The following is an 18,105-nucleotide window of genomic DNA, read 5'->3' on the forward strand; positions in this document are numbered from 1 at the left end:
TTTTGGCCACGCCGCCCGGTCTATCCGGGCGCGTGGCCTTGTTGCTTCATTGCGGCGGACTGCCGCATGACTGACGCACCACCAGCCGGCACGGCAGTTTCCTGATGCCCGGCGCGGCCGGATGGCCCTCGACGAGCGAAAGCAAGGCAAGCCCGGCCTCGCGCCCGAGGCTCGCCAGGTTCATGTCGACGGAGGTCAGCGGCGGGCGCGTCGCCTCGGCCACGATCTCCCAATTGTCGAAGCCGATGACGCCGACATCGTCCGGCACGCTAATGCCGCGCTCGCGCAGCGCATCGATGACGCCGCGGGCGATCTGGTCGTTGCCGCAGAAGACGGCGTCCGGCCAGCCTTCCCTCCCCACCTTGCCGAACAGCCTTGCCACCGCATCGTGGCCCCAGGCCTCCGACCAGGCGCCGAGCAGCGGTTCGCTGGCGGCCAGGCCGTTCTCCTTCAGGACGTCGCGCCAGGCCTCGGCGCGCGTATGCACCACGGCGAAGCTTGCCGGCCCAGTGACATGGGCGATGCGCCGGCGTCCGAGCCGCACAAACCGCTCGACCGCCAGCCGCGCGCCGCCGGCATCGTCGGAGACCAGCCCAACCGCGCCGGGATCCGGTTGCGTGAAGGCGTAGACGACCGGAATGCGCAGATTGGAGAGATCGACCGGCAGATGGCGGTCGATGCGTTTTCCGGTGGCGACAATGCCGTCGACGCGCTTGTCGAGCATGGCCTCGACATGCAACTGGCCGAGCCGCTGGTCGTCCTCGACATTGCACAGGAACACCGAGACGCCCTTGTCGACCAGCGCATCCGAAACGCCGGCCATCAGCGGCAGCGAGAAGCGGCCATAGGTATCGTTGGTGAGCAGCCCGACGGTGAAGGAGCGTTTTCGCAACAGGCTCTGCGCCAGGCTGTTCGGCCGGAAGCCGAGCAGCCGCGCCGTCTCGCGGATGCGCTCGCGCGTCTCCGCCGTCATGCGCCCCTGCCCGTTCAGCGCCTTGGACGCCGTCGCGACGCTGACGCCGGCCGCGGCCGCAACCTCGCGCAGCGTGACCGGCGGCTTGGCGGAAACTGGCGCTGGCTCGGCGTCGGTGGACATGGGCGCGACGGATTCCTTAGCTGGGAAAAGGTTTTCTCTTATCGCCCTGCGCGGTGATGACGGATGAGGCCAGCGAGCGCGGAGCGGGTTGGGAAAAGGTTTTCTCAGGGGGAGATTAGGGGAAGGTGGCGGGGTTGGCAAGGGGATGCCGGGCCCTGCTCTTCAACCGGGGATGACAGAGAAAAAGCAAGGAGACGCTTAGGCCCCTTGCTGGTCGTTCGCACTAAACCTTCTATTACGCCACAAGGTCGATTTTAATCTTCTGGGTCGCCATAGTCAGGCTCAATGTAGTCAAAATCGACGGAGCTTTCGCTTTGAACCACCTCTGTTTCTTCTACTTCAAATTTCGCGAAAGGATCACCAACAATTGTTACCGTTAATACAAAAGGCATTTCTTCTGTTTGATCAGCTATCACTGACCCGATCGGCACCTCATCCTTGTCAATCCAATCAGTTACAAAGAAATTAAACGTACAGCTAATTTCGACGGACGCGGAAAGAGAAATTTCAAGCACATAAACTCCATCCTCCTCACTATGATCGACGACTTTGAAAATAGGTTCCTCAAAATGAGTAATGCCAAGGAATTTTTTCTCTGGGAGATCGTGCTCGTAAAAATATGCCGCACTCGCCTGAACATGTAAATCCATGCTGTCAATGTAATTATCGAGTTCGACCTTGATCGCCTTTTCCAACTGCGGGAGTTCTCCCGCCTCGAACTTTTCCGACAATTGCGCTGCGACAAGAAAGGGCAGCCGTTGGAGAAGGGACATGGCCGTTCCAAGGTCCGGAACGCACACAAGATTTCCTGAGTCCGCACCGAAGGCCCGCCATCCTCCGTCATTTGATACGACGAGCATCAGGGTATTTTTTTCCGTTGCGTAATGATTAAGGGTCCTCACCGCAATCGCGTCAGGAAATTCGTGCTTCTTGTCGGGCTTGTTCCCAAAGGGCGGTCTAAGCTCAAAATAGTCATCGACGAGATCGCGAATCTCAACTTTTCCTTGTGCCTCAACAATCTTCAATCCCGTTTCTTTCTGAAAGGCGTTAAGCCGTTGCTGAGTAACCTTGACCGCCGAGTTTCCACCGAACAGGCCTACCTGTAGCTTGTCCCGCTCTTGTTTGCCGATGTTCCAGGATCCGCCAACCTTTTTGATAACAGAGGTCAGGCGCGCCTCCGCTTCCTCGGCCTCGTGGATCATATGGCGCTGTAGCTCGCGATGAACGATGTCCGAAAGAACCAGCTCAATTTCTGAGTCACGGAACTGCGAAAGGCGCTTGAGCAGCCCGTACTCCAAGCCATTGTTATATCTCTCGAATACATTTGTATCGATCGTGAGGAGGGTAACCTGCCCATCATGTATCGCTTTTGCCAACTGCTCCACGGTCAATTCCGGCAATTTTCTGATCCCTTAGTTCACTGCGACCGAAGAAAGGCTGCGCATTTTGTCAATTCCGCCTTCGTGCGTCTTACGGACTGCTAACCAGCCAGTGGGGTGGAACGAGCTTCTCGTCACCTCGCCATTCCTGCGCCAGAACCACACCTTCGATCTCACCCCACACGTCATCACCCGCGTGGTCGAGAACAATCGCTTGAAGTTGACCCTTTCCTCGCACGATCTCACTGGCTATCGCTTCAAACACCTTCCTAACGGCCGCAATATCCTCATCCCGGGTGCGCCCGACGCGAGTTTCTCCCCCTGCCGTGTCAAACCCTCGCGGGAAGTACACCTGACTTGGTTGATCATAGATCAGCATTCCAGGAACTGAATGTGGCCCCTCAATGAAGAAGCGCTGTAGCGCCAATGTAATGGCCACATGATACGCAAGCCAGTTTGCGCCACTTCCAATTTCCCAGAGATAGTCCTCACGATCGGTGTGTATGACCTTGATCGTGAGATCATTAACCATCAGCTGTATAGGTGCGTTTGGCCACTCCGCATCTAAGTTCGGGATAATAGCAGCCGCAAAGGTTTCAATCTGCCGCAAAGCGTTTTGTGTTTTTCGCTGCACTTGGGTTTCCGAGTAAATCCCGCGCAGTTCTTCTATGCGGGTTCTCAGCAGCGAAACTTCGTCGGCAAATAAAGAACCTTCCTCCGACCTATCAAACGACACCAACGCTTGTTCAAGTCTTCCTATGAAGCGCTCAATCCGGTCTTGCCGGTAGGTAAGGGCACGAACTTGCTCAGACTGTTGCTCCAGAAGAGCGATCTCCTGCCTAACTGCGATAAGGTTTGCGGTTGCCGACTCAACCTCTTCCCGGAGTCTAAGCCGCTCCTTATCAAAGGTGTCTGACATGGTTGGCTGAGTGCGAAGCTGAACGTCTATCCCAGCCAACGCTTCGGTTAGCGTATCGAGCTTGTCCCGACCACCGTCGCCAAGGGCGACTAGAACGTCGCCTGCGTCGTCAGCACGAGCCTTGAGCCACGATGCCACGTTTAATCTGTCACGCTGGATGCGGATAGCCGAGCCATATGCTTGGCTGCTCGTTAGTAGCCGTTGAATTTCATTTAGCCGATGGCGTTGCTCCGCGAGCTTTCCTGCCGCATCGCTTTCGAGTTGCCGTAGCGCCTGCAGTCTCTCAATCGTAGGCTGGATAGACTCAATGGTGGCGAAGGCCGCGCGCGTATTCGCCCCTGTAGCGCGCCGCAATAAGTCGACGACCTCGTTCCACTCCGTGGGAATTTGGGTGTCGCTCGGAAGCAGGCCAAACTCGACCGCATTGCGAAGCCAAGCTTGTGTTTCGGTTTGCCATGCCCGCACAGCTGTGCGAGCGGCAGCAAGGGAAGCTTCCTTCCGTCGTAATTCTCGATTTAGCCGATCCATTTCCCAACGCGCTGCTAGCATTTCGGGCGTGAGGGCATCTAATACGTAGGGAAAGATGGCCTTTAGCTTATCTCGATGCTCAGACGTATCAGCGTTGAAAAACAACACCATTGGGTTGGCCACAATATACTGCGGTTGGAACGTAAACGCGATCAAATCGCGAAAGCTCACTCGCGCGACCTCGCTGTCCGGATTAAGCCCGAGTTGGGAAAGACCAGCCAGCTTGTCTAGCATTCGCTTAACGATCTCGGCCGTAGTGTTTTTGTCAGGGGAATGCTCAGGCGCTTCGACGGTGTCCCCTTCGAGCACAAACATATCCCCAGTCTGCCGCGCCTCCCCAGGCTCCCGACGCGCCAGCAGCTTTTGCCCTTCGATCGTCTCGATAACGATGCCGAACCAAGAACAGGCGTCGCGAATCGTGCCCACAGGAATGCTGCATTTTCCTGAAGCAAGGCAATAATCGATGATTGGAATTACGGCGGACTTGCCTGTTTTCGAAGCACCGCTGATCACATTGACCATGCCGGGTTCGAACTCCACGATGCGTGGAGAATGGCCGGCACGGGACCAAAGGATGAGCTTTAATATCTGAAAGTGCATTACGGTTCGACCTGCAGAAGTGAGAATCCTTGATTTGACGGAAGCCGGGCCAGCCACCCGCCAAGTTTTTCCGCGCTAGCGACGTGGTGCTTTAACCGATCCGGTGCTGAAGGCGGCTTGGCCTCATTTGAGCGCACAGCGGCTGTGTCATAATCAACGCTCAAAAGCTTGGTCGAGATGCCAGCCGCCATGGATTCAAGCGTCAAGCTACGCATTGCTAGTGCGCGATCGTGCACAGCGAACAAGCGCTCTCGCTCTTCAGCCAATTTTGAGACAAATTTTGCGAGGCCCGAACTCTGATTTGTAGAGCGAATTACACGCATCGTGGGACCATGAAGCACTAATGGCAGGACTAAGAAAAACTGCGTCAGTATTGGCAAGTCACCCACTCGCTCAACCTGAAATCCTCTACCAAAATTCCAAAGCAGGAGTGCGCCGAATGCAGGATTCTGAACCAGTGCAACGGGTGATACCTCCGACTGTACCATCGCAATTTACTCCAAGGGAAACAACGTCTGATACAGCGGATGCCAACCGACGCGACGGAGATCAGCGAGATCGTTGAAGGCACCAGCAATGAAATGGGATGGAAGCGTGCGACCGTCCAACGGTAGCGTGGTTGCCGCACATCTTCGGTAGAGCGTACGACCTCGTCCAGGTTCATCCACGTTGGTGCAGGTGTCCTCGATTTCGTCACGAGCTATCTTATGTTGGCGTACCAATTGGTCGTCGAAATCACTCAAACTGTCCTCAACGATCAATCCTTCGTCGGCCCAGTGAACTTTGTCGGCCGTTGAACGTAGGTAGTCGCTGACTGCTGTAATCAGCATATCGTCGCTTGCATTGATTGCCTGAAGTTGCCTCACGAAAGTCGGCGCAGTGGTGACGACTGCACTAATCGCCCCTTCAGTTGGCGTCGGCGCCTTAGATGGAAGCATATTGGTTAGATTGGAACGTCCAGAGAACGTATGGAATTGTCGGCGGAATTTTGTCGCTGAAATAACGGGAGGCTTTCCCTCTCGGATAAGCTTGTCGACGCGATCGCGCGCTATTCCAATGGCCGCGGAGGTAAGCTCATCCAATGCATCCGACGGGATGCCAGCGCGCACAAACTCACGGACACTCTCGACGGCATCTATCTCAGCGACAAGCTGAAACCGCTGGATGATAAGGCGGCAAACATCATCACCAGCGCTCAAAAAGCGAATGATCTGCGGCGTGCACCCGATGTCGAGCTTCTTGGGGTCGACCAACTTCTTAATCTTCGCCAATGCATCGCCGACCGCCACCGACGTCAGGGCCGAATGTAGTTGACCGACTAATGCACCAGTCTTAGCCGGCGTTACATATAGCCGGAAATCAGTCTTAGCTGGATCAATTGAACCTGAAGAACAGAGATCGGCCCAATTTCCAAATGCCTTCCAAAGTTCTTCAGATCGATCAGCCGCGGGGTTTCCGGTGAGCGCACTTTTGTCCTGCTCCAGCAGGGTTGTTCCGTCTGACCGGTGGACTGCGATATCATCCAAATACTCTAGTGATACAGTATCGCCATCTGGAGCTTTGAAAAGGTGATGGCACAGTCGCAACTGCTGCAGCGAATAGCCAAGATATTGGCCAGCTGCCGTAGCCTTCAACGGTTTATCAATGACTAGCAGAGTCACCTATCCTGACGCACTACAGGTGCATCCCCCAAGAATCATCCCGACCCAGAACACTAGATTATCCGCAGACGAGCCCCGTATTCAACCTTGTATGAGATGAGGCCTCGCCACCTCGCCCAGACACGCGGAGCACCGCCGCAAGGCACGAGCAGACAGCTTATTCCACCCCACTCACATTTCTGCTTGAATACCGCCTCCACCCACCCCGGAGCACCCCCATCTCCACCGATCCCTTCGCCCCGCTCCGCCAACGTTTCCTCGCCCGCTGCGCCGATCAGCTCGCCGAGCTGAAGGCCATAGCGGGTGAAAGCGCGCCCCTGCCCGGCAACGACTCGCTGGTCCGCCTCGCTCATTCGCTGGCCGGCGCCGCGGGCACGTTCGGGTTTGCGGAGATCAGCGCGCGGGCGTCGGTGCTGGAGACGTTGCTGATCGAGCAGGCGGATGGCGCAAGCGTGCGCGCGGCGCTTGATGCTTTGATCGCGGAGATCGAGCGGACGCTGGGCGTGATATGACGCTGACCTGAGCCGCCGGCCGGGGGGCTTACCTCTTTGCAGTGCTGACGCCGCCCGCCGCGCTTATTTCTTGGCGCCGCCGAGGCCGGTTCTGGTCATCTCGCCCCAGCCCTGGTTGCCGCGCAAGAATTGCCAGCAGCCCTTCACGCGCCAGAAATTGTTGAGCTGGCGGTAGCCGAAATTCTCGATCACGGCAGCGGCCGTCAGCACGGCGAGGTCCCGGGCGCGGGGGAAGCGCTGCAGCTCGGCCTCCTCGAGGATCAGCGAGCAGACGCTGACGCAGACGCCATAGGTGAAGATGAGCGCGGTGAAGGCGAGCAGATATTCGGCCGAGAGGATGCCGAGCAGCCAGAAGGCCGGGATCAGGATATAGCCCAGCACTTCCGCCACCGGTCCCAGCACGTCGACGATGAAGATGTGGCCGAAGCCGAGGAAGCCGACGCGGCCGTAGCGCGGGTTGAACAGCATCGAGCGGTAGCGGAAGAAGCATTCGAGCGCGCCGCGCTGCCAGCGCGAGCGTTGGCGGGCGAGCACGCTCAGCGTTTCCGGCGCCTCGGTCCAGCACACCGGCTCGGGGATGAACTGGATGCGGTATTTGCGCTTGTTGTCGCGCATATGGCGGTGCAGCTTGATGACGAGATCGAGGTCCTCGCCCATCGAGCCCTTGGTGAAGCCGCCCACCGCCACCACTTCAGCGCGACGGAACATGCCGAAGGCGCCGGACACCAGCATCAGCGTGTTGATGCTGCTCCAGGCGAGCCGCGCCATCAGGAAGGCGCGCAGATATTCGACCACCTGGAACAGAGGCAGCAGGCGGCGCGGCAGGTGGATCTCGCGCACCCTGCCCGCCTCGATCCGCGAACCGTTGGCGATGCGGATCGTGCCGCCCACGGCGATGGTGCGCTCGGGGTCGTCGATGAAGGGCTGGGCGGCGCGCATCAGCGCATCGGGCTCGAGGATGGAATCGCCGTCGATGACGCAGAACAGCGGCGCGCGGCAGACATTGATGCCGGCGTTCTGGGCATCGGCCTTGCCGCCGTTTTCCTTGTCGACCACGAACAGCCGCTCGGTCATCGGCGAGGAATAGAGGCCGCGGATCGGCTGGTGCGCCAACGCCTCCTCGTAGGGGCGGTGGAACTTCACCAGCCTGAAGGCCTCGATGAGGCGCAGCAAGGTGTCGTCCTTCGAGCCGTCATTTATGACGACAACCTCGAAATTCGGATATTCGAGCGCCAGCATCGAGTGCACGCTCTCGACGATGTTCAGCGCCTCGTTGTAGGCGGGCACCAAGAGCGCGATCGGCGGCGCGACGTCGCCATAGCGCTGCCACAGCAACGCCGAGCGCGCCACCGGCGGGCGCTTGGACAGCGCGTAGCCGGCGACGACGAGCTGCAAGAGGTAGATCGTCGTCTGCGCCAGCCCCGCCCCGATGATGAACCAGGACAGGATGGTGGCGGCAAGAACGACCTCGTGGCTCCAGTCGGCGATCATAGGGCCGGTCCCTCGGCAAGGATGAGCGAGGCGGTGCGCTGGCTGCGCGACACCTCGGCGGAAGCGATCTCGCGCAGCAGCCGCTCCCCCGGCTGGCCGAAGGAGCGCAGCGCGTTGGCGGCGGCATAGCGCACGGTCCAGACCTCGTCGTCCATCAGCGTGGAGAGCGGTGCCGCGAGCTCGGGCAGGCCGAGGCGGCCCGCGGACTCGGCGGCGGCGGCGCGCACGTCCCAGTCGTCGTTTTCCATGGCGCGCTTGAGGATGGCGAGCGCCTGGGCGTGCCCCGTCAGGCCGAGCGCCCGCAGCGCGGCGGCGGCAACCTCGGGCGCGGCATCGCCGGCGAGGCCGGCGAAGAAATCGGCGAAGCCGAAGCCGCCGGCCCGCGCCAGCGCGTCGATCGCGGCCGCCCTGATGAGGGGCGAGGCGTCGACGCGCGATGCGTGGACCGCAAGCTCGTTGAAGCGCGAGCGCGGAAAGCGCCTGAACAGCTCGATCAGGCGCCGCGAGCGCTGCCCGGCCACGCCGATAAAGTCCAGCGCGGTGCCGAGCAGCGGCAGGCTGCCGAGATCGCAGAGCGCGATGGCCGCGGCGATCCTGACTTCGCGCGAGCGGTCCTGGGCGAGTGCTGCAAGCAGGCTGGCCGACGCATCGTCCGAAGCCAGCGCCGCCAGCATCTCGGCGGCGTGGATGCGTTCGGCGACGTTGCCTTTCCGCAACTGCCTGCCGATACGGGCCGGCAGGCCGCATTCGTTGAAGGCGACAAGCACGTCGTCCCTCTCTTCGCCGCGCAGCAGCGCAATGAACTCGAAGCCGGCGTCGATCGCGATGCCGGCCGGCACGCCAAGCACCGTCGTCTTCAACGCCTCGCGATCGCGGTTTTCGGTGAAGGCGATCAGGGCGGTCAGAATCTGGCGCCGCTGGTCGGCCGTCGCCCTGCCCCGGCGCTCCTGCAGCACGCGGCGCGCGATCAGGAACAGCATGATCACCAGGGAAAGCGCGCTGAGCAGTATCGACAGGTCCCAGATGTACCACATGGTCAGAACCGCGCCGTCAGGCCGAGGCCGAATATGTTGCGGTCGAAGGTCGGGCGTTCTTCATGCGCGACGCTGGCGCGCAGCGTCAGCGGATCGCTGACGTCGAAGGAAAGACCGCCGAAGACGGTGCGCGTCGGCACCAGCGCGCCGTCGTCGATCTCGGGGGCGTCGGCATAGCCGGCGAAGACGTTGAGACGCTCCGTCACCGCGAGGTCGGCGCGAAGCACATAGCCGTCGGCGCGCGTGCCGGTGTCGTCCTCGGCATGCACCCAGCGGGCGGAAAGCCCCAGGCGGCCGTCGAGGACATAGCCCTGGATCCAGGGCTGGATGCTGGTGACGCTGGTGTCGGCGAAATCGTCGTAGCGGGCATCGATGTTGAGCGAGAGCGGGCCGAACGCATTTGCCGGCGCCACGACCTGCCAGGACGCGCCGGCGCCGATCGAATAGCGCGCCAGGAAGTCGGCGTCCGGCGTCACTGCCGCGAGCGCATAGGCGGAGAAGGCCGGCGTCAAGACCTGGTCGATGCGGCCCTCGATCTGCACGTCGGTGCGGCCGAAGCGGGTCGCCAGCCGGGTGTGGCCGGAAATCGTCGTGCGTGGCGACAGCCGATAAGCGAGGCCGGCCGAGCTGTCGGTCCAGTCGCCCAGCCCATTGGTGAGGTCGCTCACCTCGCTGCCGAGATCGAGCCGCCATTTGCGCGGCGGCGGCACGGCCAGCCTCTGCTCGATGTCGGCGGAGCCCGGCTCGATGGCGAGCGCCTGGGTGTAGGCCTGCCGTGCGGCCTCGTCGTCGCCCTCGGCGCGGCGCACGTCGCCGATCCCCACCAGCGCCTCGGCATTCTTCGGCTCAAGCGCAAGCACGCGCTGGAACGACTGCCCGGCCCGCCTATTGTCGCCCTCGAGCAGGGCGATCCTGCCATCGAGATCGAGCGCCTCGGCATTGTCCGGCGCGCTCGCCAGCGCCTCGTCGATCAGCGCACGGGCGCGCGGCGTGTCGCCCTGCCAGATCGCCAGGCGCACCTTGCCCAGCCTGGCATCGAGAAGGCCGGGCCTGATGGCCAGCGCCCGGTCGAAGAAATGCCCGGCTTCGTCGAAGCGCTGGCTGGAACCGACGACAAGGCCAAGCGCGACCAGGATGTCGGTGTTTTTCGGCGACAGCTCCAGGGCGCGGCGATAGACCTTTTCCGCTTCAGGCAGCTTGCCTGCTTCGCGCAGGCGCCTGCCCTCTTCCATCAGACCGGAGACGCGATCGGGCCGGCGATGCGGTTTCTTCACCGCCGCCGGCGCTACGCGAGCAGATTTCGGCTTGCTGGCGGCCGGCTGTTTCGCCTTGCGGATGTTCTCGACAAGCGCTGCGGCGTCGGCATTGGCCGGGTCGGCCTTGGCGACGGTTTCGGCGAGCGGCAGCGCGGCGTCCAGGTTGCCGGAGCGGAACTCGACCTCGGCCATGCCGAAGGAGGCATCCCGGTAAGTCGGGGCAATCGAAAGGGCCTTGGAAAAGGCATCGCGCGCCGCTTGAAGGTCGTTGCGGCCGAGCTCGGCGAAGCCAAGCTGGACCAGCGCGTCGGCATCGTCGGGCTTGAGCGCCAGCGCGCGCTTCAAGAGGTCGGCGGCCTCGTCGAAATGCTGCGCCTGCCTTGCCTTCACGGCCGAGGCGTAGAGCTCGTCGACCGTCTGCGCCAGCGCCGCGTGCGGAGCGGCGGCGACGGCCAGGATCAGGCATGCGGCAAGGCTCAAGCGCCGCCCGCGCCGCATCAGCGCTTCCCGCCCTTGCGCGCGATCAGCCGCGCGAGCCTGGCCAGCAGTTCCTCGGGGATGAATGGCTTCACCAGATAGTCGTCGGCCCCCTTGTCCAGGGCCGAGACGATGTCCTTTTCGCCCTTGCGGGCAGTCAGCATGACCACCGGTATTTCAGACAGGGCCGGGTCGCCCTTGATGCGGGCCAGCACCTCCAGGCCGTCAGCCTTCGGCATCATCGCGTCGAGCACGACGACGTCGGGAGCGTCCCGCCGCACCTTCTCGAGCGCCTCCGCCCCGTCGACGGCCTTGACGACCTCGTATCCCTTCGCCTTCAACCTGAATTCCATCAGCTCGAGCAACAAGGGATCGTCGTCGCAGATCAGAATTCTCGCCTTCGCTCCATCCACCAGTCATGCTCCGGTTTACGCCTCGTGCCCCCCGGAGAGTAACCGACCCATGAACCGACATCCGCCAACGCGGTCCATGAACCAAGCCCGCGCGGCCACCGCGCCGACCAATGCCGCGCAAATCATAGACAAGCCGATTCGCGACGGCCGCATTTCGATGCAATCAGTAGATGAATATCGGCGCATGGTATAGGAGGCGTAAACACCAGGCCGGCGCTTGCCGACAAGCTTCCCGCCGCTGCACGCGCCCTCCCGGCTAGGCCTCCGGGCCGCCGGCGCGCGATGCAAGCAGCCTCTTCGCCTCGCCGGCGAGCGCCAGCGGGTCGAAGGGCTTCGCGATAACGCCCACCGCTCCCATGGCGAGATAGCGCTCGACCTCGTGCGTCTGGGTGCGCGCCGTGATGAACGCCACCGGTATCGTCGCCGTCGACGGCGATTCGGCCAGGCGCTTCAGCGTCTCCGGCCCGTCCATGTCCGGCATCATCACGTCGAGCAGGATGAGGTCGGGCAGCCATGCCGCCGCATCGACCAGCGCCGCCGCGCCCGAAGAGCAGGACCGCACTTCGAACTCCGGCTCGAGATCGAGCGACATCTGGGCGATTTCGCGGATGTCGTCCTCGTCGTCGACATAAAGGATCCTTGCCGGCATAAATATCACTCCCTGGCTTGCGCGGAGGCGTCGCGGGTCGAAACCAGCATGTTCCTGACCAGCCTTGCGACATCGATCTCCGACGCCTTGGTCTTGGTCATGATCGCCTGCACGCGATCGCCCAGCTTGTCGTCCAGCTCGGCCGCGGAAAACACGATGACCCCTGTTTCGAGCGGCAGATCGGTCAGCAGGTCCAGTCCCGATCCGTCGGGGAGCGCGATGTCCAGGATGACAAGATCGAAACGATGGTTCGCGATCGCCTGCTGCGCGTCCTTCAGCGTTTTCGCCGAGGTGATCGAGACGCCCGAACCCAGGCCCTCCGACATCACGGCAAGCACGCCCTCGTCGTCCTCGACATGCAGAATCCGCGGTTTCGGCTCGACCCTGCGGCCGACGATCTTGGCGAGAGCGGCGTGCAGCCGCTTCGAATCCACCGGCTTTTCCAGCCAGTCGACGATGCCGACAGCGGTGCCGTTCAGCGAGCGCCTGGCCTCGTCGGCGACGGCGGAGATGACGATGACCGCAATGTCGGAATTCACCGGTGACGCCCTGATGTCGTGGAAGAGCTTGATGCCGGACTCCCCCGCCAGCTTGATGTCGAGCGTCAGCGCCACGTAATCGCGGGAGGCCAGCAGAGCCTTGGCGGTGCCGATGTCGGGGGCGACGTCGCTGGAAAAGCCTTCCGCGTCGAGAAGCGCGGCGATCACCGCGGCGACGTCGGGCTCGTCCTCGCAAATCAGGACGCGCAGGCGGCCATCGCGCTTGCGCGACCGGCGCTCGACAAAGACCGGTTTTTCCTCCTGCCTGTGCGCTTCGGCCAGGTCGACGTGAAACGACGTTCCCTTGCCTTCCTCCGTCTCGAAGGAAACGGCGCCGCCCAGCTTTTCGACAATGGTCTTGACGATGCTCAAGCCGAGGCCCGTGCCTCCCTTCCTGCGTGTGCTGGACGCGTCGGCCTGCTCGAACTTGCCGAATATGCGGCTGCGGAACGCTTCGGGAATGCCGGCGCCCTGATCGATCACGGAGATGCGCAGCATGTCGCTGTCGCGGCGCTGCAGCTTCACCATCACGGTGCCGCCGTGATCGGAGAACTTGATCGCGTTCGACAGGAGGTTCGCCATCACCTGGTGCAGGCGGTCGGGGTCGATATTGGCCTCGGCGCGCGGCGCATCGTCGACCAGGACGATGCGGATCCTGCTCTCGGCCATGTAATTTGAACTGGCGGCGATGGCCTGCTCCAGGACCGGGCGCAGCGGCATCTGCTTGATCTTGAAGCTGATCATGCCCGATTCGATCTTCTCTATGTCGAGGATATCGTTGATGAGAAGAACCAGCCTCTCGCTGTTGTTGTGGGCGATGTTGACGAGATTGGCGGCCTTGGCCGGCAATTCGCCCGCGACGCCCGCCGCGATCAGGCCGAGCGAGCCGCGGATCGACGTCAGCGGCGTGCGCAGCTCATGGCTGACCGTCGAGATGAAGTCGTTCTTGAGCTGGGCGTTGCGTTTCTGCTCGGTGATGTCGCGGTTGTAGGTGATAACGCCGACGATCTTGCCGGTCTCGTCGCGGAAGGGTGCCTTCAAGGTGTAGAGCCAGCCCTGGCTGCCATCCGGGAAAAGTGCCGGCTGATCGAGGCGCGACGTCTGCCCGGCCTCCAGCGCGCCCATCTCATCCTGCCTGAAGCGCTCGGCCACGTCCTTCGGATAGAACTCGAAATCCGTCTTGCCGATAAGGTCCTCGGCCGAGGCGGCGCGCATCATTTCGGCGGTGGCCGGGTTTGCAACGACAAAGCGGCCGGCGGCATCCTTCACATTAAGGCAATCCGGCAGCTCGCGGACCATGGCACGGTAGATCATGTTCGACATGGCGAGATCGCGGCGCCGCTGCTGCCGGTCGAGCAGCACGCCGATGATGAAGGTGCCGAGGAATCGGAACACCAGAGACGGAAGCGTGCTCTGCTGAACGAAGCCGGTGAGAACCTGCTGCGGGATGACCACAAGCATGATCAGCCCGGTGAGCGCCACCGTCACGCCGAGGCCGAGTATATCGAGCATGGTGCGCGAGCGGACCGCGACGACGTGATGCCACGCCAGCCCGACGACGGCGGTGATCAGGATACTCATGGCCCCGACATTCGCGCCCTGCCCGCCAAGATAGACGCGATAGGCAATGGAGCCGGCGGTTGCGATGAACATTGCCGGCCATCCGCCGAAAAAGGCGGCCGCGGCGATAAAGGCGGCACGCAGGTCGACCACGAAGCCGGAGACGTTGAGCGCCGTCGCCATGGAAATGATCGCGCCGCCGCACATGACCGCGCCCAGAATCAGCGACTGCATCAACCGCGGCAGGCGCCCGGTGAAATCCGCCACGAGGTCCCAGGCGACGACGAGGATCGAGACGAGGGCAAGATTGCCCAGGAGTGAGCGCCAGATCTCGGTCATGACTTTCCAGCTCCTTTTTCCCGATAGATACCGGCAAAACCTATCCGAGGTCTAAAGGGTCCTGCGCATCGACCCCCGCTGGAGTGATTGCAGCGGTCCGGCTGGCCATTTTTGGGAGCATCGCCTGTTTGTGCCTGTCGTTGCGGCAGTTTGCCCATGGGTGTGGCATTTCTGCCACCACAAATTTCAACAACCTCTGCTAGAACCTCGTCGGGTTTAATTGGGGTTATGGGCTATGCTTACTCGCTTTTCCGCGAAATCTGTTTTGTTAGGCGCCGTTTCGGTCGTCGCTTTGATGTCGGCCGCGCATGCCGCCGACGTGGTCCAGGAGCAGGCGGCTCCCGGTTTCAACTGGAGCGGCGTCTATGTCGGCTTCGGCGTCGGCGCCGGCGCAACCGTTCACCAGCTCAGCGTTCCTGGCGTGAGCTTCAACGGCATCGGCGGCAATGGCGTGTTCGGCGAACTGTCGGCCGGCTATGACTACATGGTCAGCGAACGCTTCCTGCTCGGCGGCTTCATCGACGCCCACTACGGCAATATCGGACCGTCGCTGAGCGCGTCCGGTTTTCTCGACGCTGACCTCCAGAACGTCTACGGCTTCGATGCCGGCTTGCGCGCGGGCTATCTGCTGAACCCGAGCACCTTGGGCTATGTGCTCGGCGGCTATGGCTGGCAGCATTTCAAGCTTGACGGGTCGCTCGGCGGCGGCGGGTTCAGCTTCACCCAGAATCGCAGCGGCTATGTGCTTGGCGTCGGCATGGAGACGGTCCTTCGCGGCAACTGGACGCTGAAGACCGAGTATCGCTACGCAGACTATGGCGACAAGTCGGTGCTCGACCTGGGTGGCGCGTCGCTGAACATCGAGCCGTCGACCCACACTTTCCTCATCGGCGCCAACTACCGGTTCAACGCCCAGGATGGCGGTGGAGCCTCGTTTGCCGCGCCGACCTACAACTGGACCGGTTTCTATGTCGGCGGCGCCCTCGGCGCAGGCGCCCAGGTGCATGACCTTTCGATTACGGGAGGTGAGTTGGACGGCATCGGCGGCGAAGGCGTGTTCGGCGAGGCCAGCGTCGGCTACGATCAGGACTTCGGCGCCTGGGTGGCCGGCGTTCAGTTCGACGCGCGGTACTCCGGCATCCGCTCCAAGCTCGATCTCGGCCCGCTCTCGATCAAGGGCGACGCCGATTATGGCTTCGACGCACTGGCGCGTATCGGCGCGAAGGTCAACGAATCGACGCTGGCCTATGTCATTGGCGGTTACAGCTGGCAGCACTTCAACCTGCATGGCTCGGTCGCAGGCGGTGGCAGCGGCGATATCTTTGATTGGGGCTCCAGCGGCTTCTCGATCGGCGGCGGCCTCGAAACTGCCGTTTCCAACAACATGACGGTCGGTCTCGAATATCGCTATTCCCAGTACCAGAAGGAAGACTTCGGCTCCGGCGGCTTCCTCGAAGACACCCCGCGGATCCAGACGGTCCGCGTTGGCGCCAAGTACAAGTTCAACTAAGCAAAGGCCTCCAGCCAAAGCAAAAGAAAGCCCGCCGAATCGCGGGCTTTTTCTTTGTGAGTCGCTTTGCTGAGGGTTTTCCTCGCCCTAGAGCAATTCCAGGAAAAGTGCGCAGCGGTTTTCCGTCCGGAATTGCGTAAAAACAAATACTTAGAGCGGTTCCGCGATTCTGTGAAACGCTGAACCGCTCTAGGAAAGCTGCTGTGCGAGTTGTTCGACCGGCTGCACCTTGCCGGCCTGCGTCAGTCGCGCCATGACCGCGGTCATCTGATTGTAGAGATCGACGAAACCCGCCGGTGGCATCGATAGCTGCCCGACAACGACGCGATTGACGTTCGCGCGCTCCGCGGCATCGATGCGATCCGAATAGAGGGTAAGCCGCAGCACATCCTGGCGAAAGCTAATGGCAAGGGCGCCATCGCAAAAAATCTCCGGCGCATCGGGCCGATCGATGATCTTCTCAACGCGCTGGTTCATATCGGCCCTCTTCGCCTTTTCTTGAATTTGATCGCGCGCGATTGGTATCGGACGCCTCCGGCGCGAGGGATCGAGGGCGAGATTAGTTCGCCCTCGATCGGTGTTCGCATGAGATCAGCGCATGGCTTCATCAAACGTGGAGCTGCAGGTAGCTGCCCGAATAATTCAGCACAGACGAGAGAATGCCAAAGTGATCGCCCTCGTCCTGGGTGGTGAAAACATGCGACTGGTTCAACGACATCATCATGTTGTTGCCGGTGGCGCCGTCGGTCGTGGCGTTCATGTCGGCAAAGATCTGGGCGCCGGACGGCACGCCGTTGACGGTGTTCTGCCAGGCGGCGCTGCTTGCCTTGATCGTCTTGGTGAAGCCGTCCTTGCCCGGTTCCGTGGCATTGTTGTAGTTGAGGATATAAGGGTCGGCATCGGTTATCTGGCCGTCTCCGTTGAAGTCGGTATGCGTCACACCGCCATTTGCGATCAGCCAGTCGGTGATGTTGGCATTCATGCCTGCCGGCGCGCTGAAGTTCGGGACGCCGGCCTCATTGAGCAGCGTGGTAATCGCATAGCGGACGAAATCGCCGAGCTTGTCGCCGCCCGTACCGTTGGCGCCGCCGACGATCTCGCGCGCATCGTCCCACTCGATGACCAGGGACTTGCCGCTGGCATCGGTGAACACCAGATCCTTGTGGTGGTCGCCGTCGACATCGAGATTCCCGGGTAGACTGTTGGCGATGTCCGGCGCCGAGATCGTGCCGGCGGCAGCGAGCTTGGAAGCGAGGGAGACACCCTTGCCATCCACGCCGCCATTGCTGTTGTCCGAACCGAAGCCGGGGAGCGGAGCATCCCACACATATTCATGATTGTACCAGAAGCCCGGGGTGAGCCCGAGAGCGCCGAGCTCGTGATTGCCGAAGGTCAGGGCGTTGCCGACGTTGACTTCGGTGTGGGTGCCGAGCGGCCCCTCCTGCCCACTGACCGCGACAAGTTCCTGTCCACTCAGCACGGTTACTGTCGTGGTGGCGTCGCCGCTCCCATTGCCGTCATGATCGACGGTCGCTGCCCAGGTCTTTCCGTCCGTGAACAGTTCGCTGACGGTGTAGGTACCCGGGCGAAGATTCTCGAACGAGAAATGGCCGTCTTTGTCGGTCACAGTGGTAAGGGTATCGATCGTGCCGTTGCCGTCCACGTCGCCCTGCAACTGGATGGTGATGCCCTGCATCGGGGTATCGCTTCCATCGTATTTGCCATTGGCATCCATGTCCTCGAATTTGAAGCCGTGGATCGAGCCGAGCTGCGTGTTGACGAAGTCGTTGCCGGTGGTGTCGTTCTCGCCCGAAGTCAGCGTCTCGGCACTCGAGCCGGAGACCTGGAACCAGCCGCTCTGCATGGTCTCGTCGGTGGTGTAGAGGCCGGGCTTGAGGTCGGAGAACGTGTAATGGCCGCTGGCGTCCGTCGTCGTCGTCAAGGTGACGTCGACCATGCCGTCGCCATTGGTGTCGCCATGCAGCGTGATCTGCCAGCCGGCAAGCGCCGTGCGGTCGTTCGTCGTCGAGGCCAGACCGTCGGCGTCCTGCCACTTGGTGCCCGAGATCGAGCCGAGCTGCGTGTTGACGAAGTCGTTGCCGGTGGTGTCGTTCTCGCCCGAAGTCAGCGTCTCGGCACTCG

Annotated in this window: 14 protein-coding genes; 2 read left to right on the forward strand and 12 right to left on the reverse strand. The window is 61.8% G+C overall.

The genetic code is table 11. The features are described from left to right. Nucleotides 1–46: 46 nt before the first annotated feature. From FJ956_RS22345 to FJ956_RS22360, 4 genes are all read right to left on the reverse strand, one after another. Nucleotides 47–1,096, reverse strand: coding sequence for a LacI family DNA-binding transcriptional regulator (locus FJ956_RS22345; protein WP_140680446.1), 1,050 nt, complete (start codon nucleotides 1,094–1,096; stop codon nucleotides 47–49). Nucleotides 1,097–1,350: 254 nt separating this feature from the next. Beyond that, nucleotides 1,351–2,496, reverse strand: coding sequence for a PIN domain-containing protein (locus FJ956_RS22350; RefSeq protein WP_140680444.1), 1,146 nt, complete (start codon nucleotides 2,494–2,496; stop codon nucleotides 1,351–1,353). A 70-nt stretch (nucleotides 2,497–2,566) separates the two neighbouring features. Beyond that, nucleotides 2,567–4,522, reverse strand: a complete 1,956-nt coding sequence (locus FJ956_RS22355; RefSeq protein ID WP_140680442.1) for a DUF3732 domain-containing protein — start codon at nucleotides 4,520–4,522, stop codon at nucleotides 2,567–2,569. Between the two features lie 494 nt (nucleotides 4,523–5,016). Next, the gene (locus tag FJ956_RS22360) at nucleotides 5,017–6,156 is read right to left on the reverse strand and encodes an ABC-three component system protein (protein ID WP_140680440.1); all 1,140 of its coding nucleotides are present in this window, start codon (nucleotides 6,154–6,156) and stop codon (nucleotides 5,017–5,019) included. Nucleotides 6,157–6,401: 245 nt separating this feature from the next. Between FJ956_RS22360 and FJ956_RS30875 the strand changes: the two genes are divergently transcribed. Further along, nucleotides 6,402–6,695: an Hpt domain-containing protein gene (locus FJ956_RS30875; protein WP_281405629.1), complete on the forward strand. Its 294-nt coding sequence runs from the start codon at nucleotides 6,402–6,404 to the stop codon at nucleotides 6,693–6,695. Nucleotides 6,696–6,758: 63 nt separating this feature from the next. On the opposite strand, the gene FJ956_RS22370 is transcribed toward FJ956_RS30875, so the two are convergent. The 6 genes from FJ956_RS22370 to FJ956_RS22395 form a co-directional block, all read right to left on the reverse strand. Further along, nucleotides 6,759–8,186 (reverse strand): glycosyltransferase, encoded by a 1,428-nt coding sequence (locus FJ956_RS22370; RefSeq protein WP_181170274.1) that lies wholly within the window; start codon nucleotides 8,184–8,186, stop codon nucleotides 6,759–6,761. Then, complete coding sequence (locus FJ956_RS22375) at nucleotides 8,183–9,220, reverse strand: HEAT repeat domain-containing protein (RefSeq protein WP_140680436.1); 1,038 nt, start codon at nucleotides 9,218–9,220, stop codon at nucleotides 8,183–8,185. The genes FJ956_RS22370 and FJ956_RS22375 overlap by 4 nt, the downstream gene beginning before the upstream one ends. Nucleotides 9,221–9,222: 2 nt before the next feature. Then, nucleotides 9,223–10,974 carry a YaiO family outer membrane beta-barrel protein gene (locus tag FJ956_RS22380; RefSeq protein WP_140680434.1) on the reverse strand — a complete coding sequence of 584 codons (1,752 nt, stop codon included), beginning with the start codon at nucleotides 10,972–10,974 and terminating at the stop codon, nucleotides 9,223–9,225. After that, a complete protein-coding gene (locus FJ956_RS22385; RefSeq protein WP_140680432.1) occupies nucleotides 10,974–11,366 on the reverse strand; it encodes a response regulator in 393 nt (130 codons plus the stop codon). Before FJ956_RS22385 ends, FJ956_RS22380 begins: the two co-directional genes overlap by 1 nt. A gap of 256 nt (nucleotides 11,367–11,622) precedes the next feature. Then, nucleotides 11,623–12,015 carry a response regulator gene (locus FJ956_RS22390; protein WP_140680430.1) on the reverse strand — a complete coding sequence of 131 codons (393 nt, stop codon included), beginning with the start codon at nucleotides 12,013–12,015 and terminating at the stop codon, nucleotides 11,623–11,625. Nucleotides 12,016–12,020: 5 nt separating this feature from the next. Beyond that, a complete protein-coding gene (locus FJ956_RS22395; protein WP_140680428.1) occupies nucleotides 12,021–14,453 on the reverse strand; it encodes an ATP-binding protein in 2,433 nt (810 codons plus the stop codon). 235 nt (nucleotides 14,454–14,688) lie between these two features. Here FJ956_RS22395 and FJ956_RS22400 point away from each other — a divergent pair, with 235 nt between their 5' ends. Beyond that, complete coding sequence (locus FJ956_RS22400; RefSeq protein ID WP_181170273.1) at nucleotides 14,689–15,963, forward strand: outer membrane beta-barrel protein; 1,275 nt, start codon at nucleotides 14,689–14,691, stop codon at nucleotides 15,961–15,963. A gap of 189 nt (nucleotides 15,964–16,152) precedes the next feature. Here the strand turns inward: FJ956_RS22400 and FJ956_RS22405 are convergent, their stop codons facing one another. Further along, on the reverse strand, nucleotides 16,153–16,440 hold the full coding sequence (locus tag FJ956_RS22405) for a hypothetical protein (RefSeq protein WP_140680426.1): 288 nt from the start codon (nucleotides 16,438–16,440) through the stop codon (nucleotides 16,153–16,155). Between the two features lie 130 nt (nucleotides 16,441–16,570). After that, nucleotides 16,571–18,105 (reverse strand): SdrD B-like domain-containing protein (locus tag FJ956_RS22410; RefSeq protein WP_281405628.1); only part of this gene is annotated, 1,535 nt, incomplete at its 5' end.

This window comes from Mesorhizobium sp. B2-4-3 (assembly GCF_006442815.1).
Classification (GTDB): Bacteria; Pseudomonadota; Alphaproteobacteria; order Rhizobiales; family Rhizobiaceae; genus Mesorhizobium.

What these genes read in the sequence shown, in the direction of transcription:
- FJ956_RS22390 (WP_140680430.1), bottom strand. Translation starts at nt 12,015, where the DNA reads ATGCCGGCAAGGATCCTTTATGTCGACGACGAGGACGACATCCGCGAA.
- FJ956_RS22400 (WP_181170273.1), top strand. Translation starts at nt 14,689, where the DNA reads ATGCTTACTCGCTTTTCCGCGAAATCTGTTTTGTTAGGCGCCGTTTCG.
- FJ956_RS22355 (WP_140680442.1), bottom strand. Translation starts at nt 4,522, where the DNA reads ATGCACTTTCAGATATTAAAGCTCATCCTTTGGTCCCGTGCCGGCCAT.
- FJ956_RS22405 (WP_140680426.1), bottom strand. Translation starts at nt 16,440, where the DNA reads ATGAACCAGCGCGTTGAGAAGATCATCGATCGGCCCGATGCGCCGGAG.
- FJ956_RS22375 (WP_140680436.1), bottom strand. Translation starts at nt 9,220, where the DNA reads ATGTGGTACATCTGGGACCTGTCGATACTGCTCAGCGCGCTTTCCCTG.
- FJ956_RS22370 (WP_181170274.1), bottom strand. Translation starts at nt 8,186, where the DNA reads ATGATCGCCGACTGGAGCCACGAGGTCGTTCTTGCCGCCACCATCCTG.
- FJ956_RS22395 (WP_140680428.1), bottom strand. Translation starts at nt 14,453, where the DNA reads ATGACCGAGATCTGGCGCTCACTCCTGGGCAATCTTGCCCTCGTCTCG.
- FJ956_RS22345 (WP_140680446.1), bottom strand. Translation starts at nt 1,096, where the DNA reads ATGTCCACCGACGCCGAGCCAGCGCCAGTTTCCGCCAAGCCGCCGGTC.
- FJ956_RS22380 (WP_140680434.1), bottom strand. Translation starts at nt 10,974, where the DNA reads ATGCGGCGCGGGCGGCGCTTGAGCCTTGCCGCATGCCTGATCCTGGCC.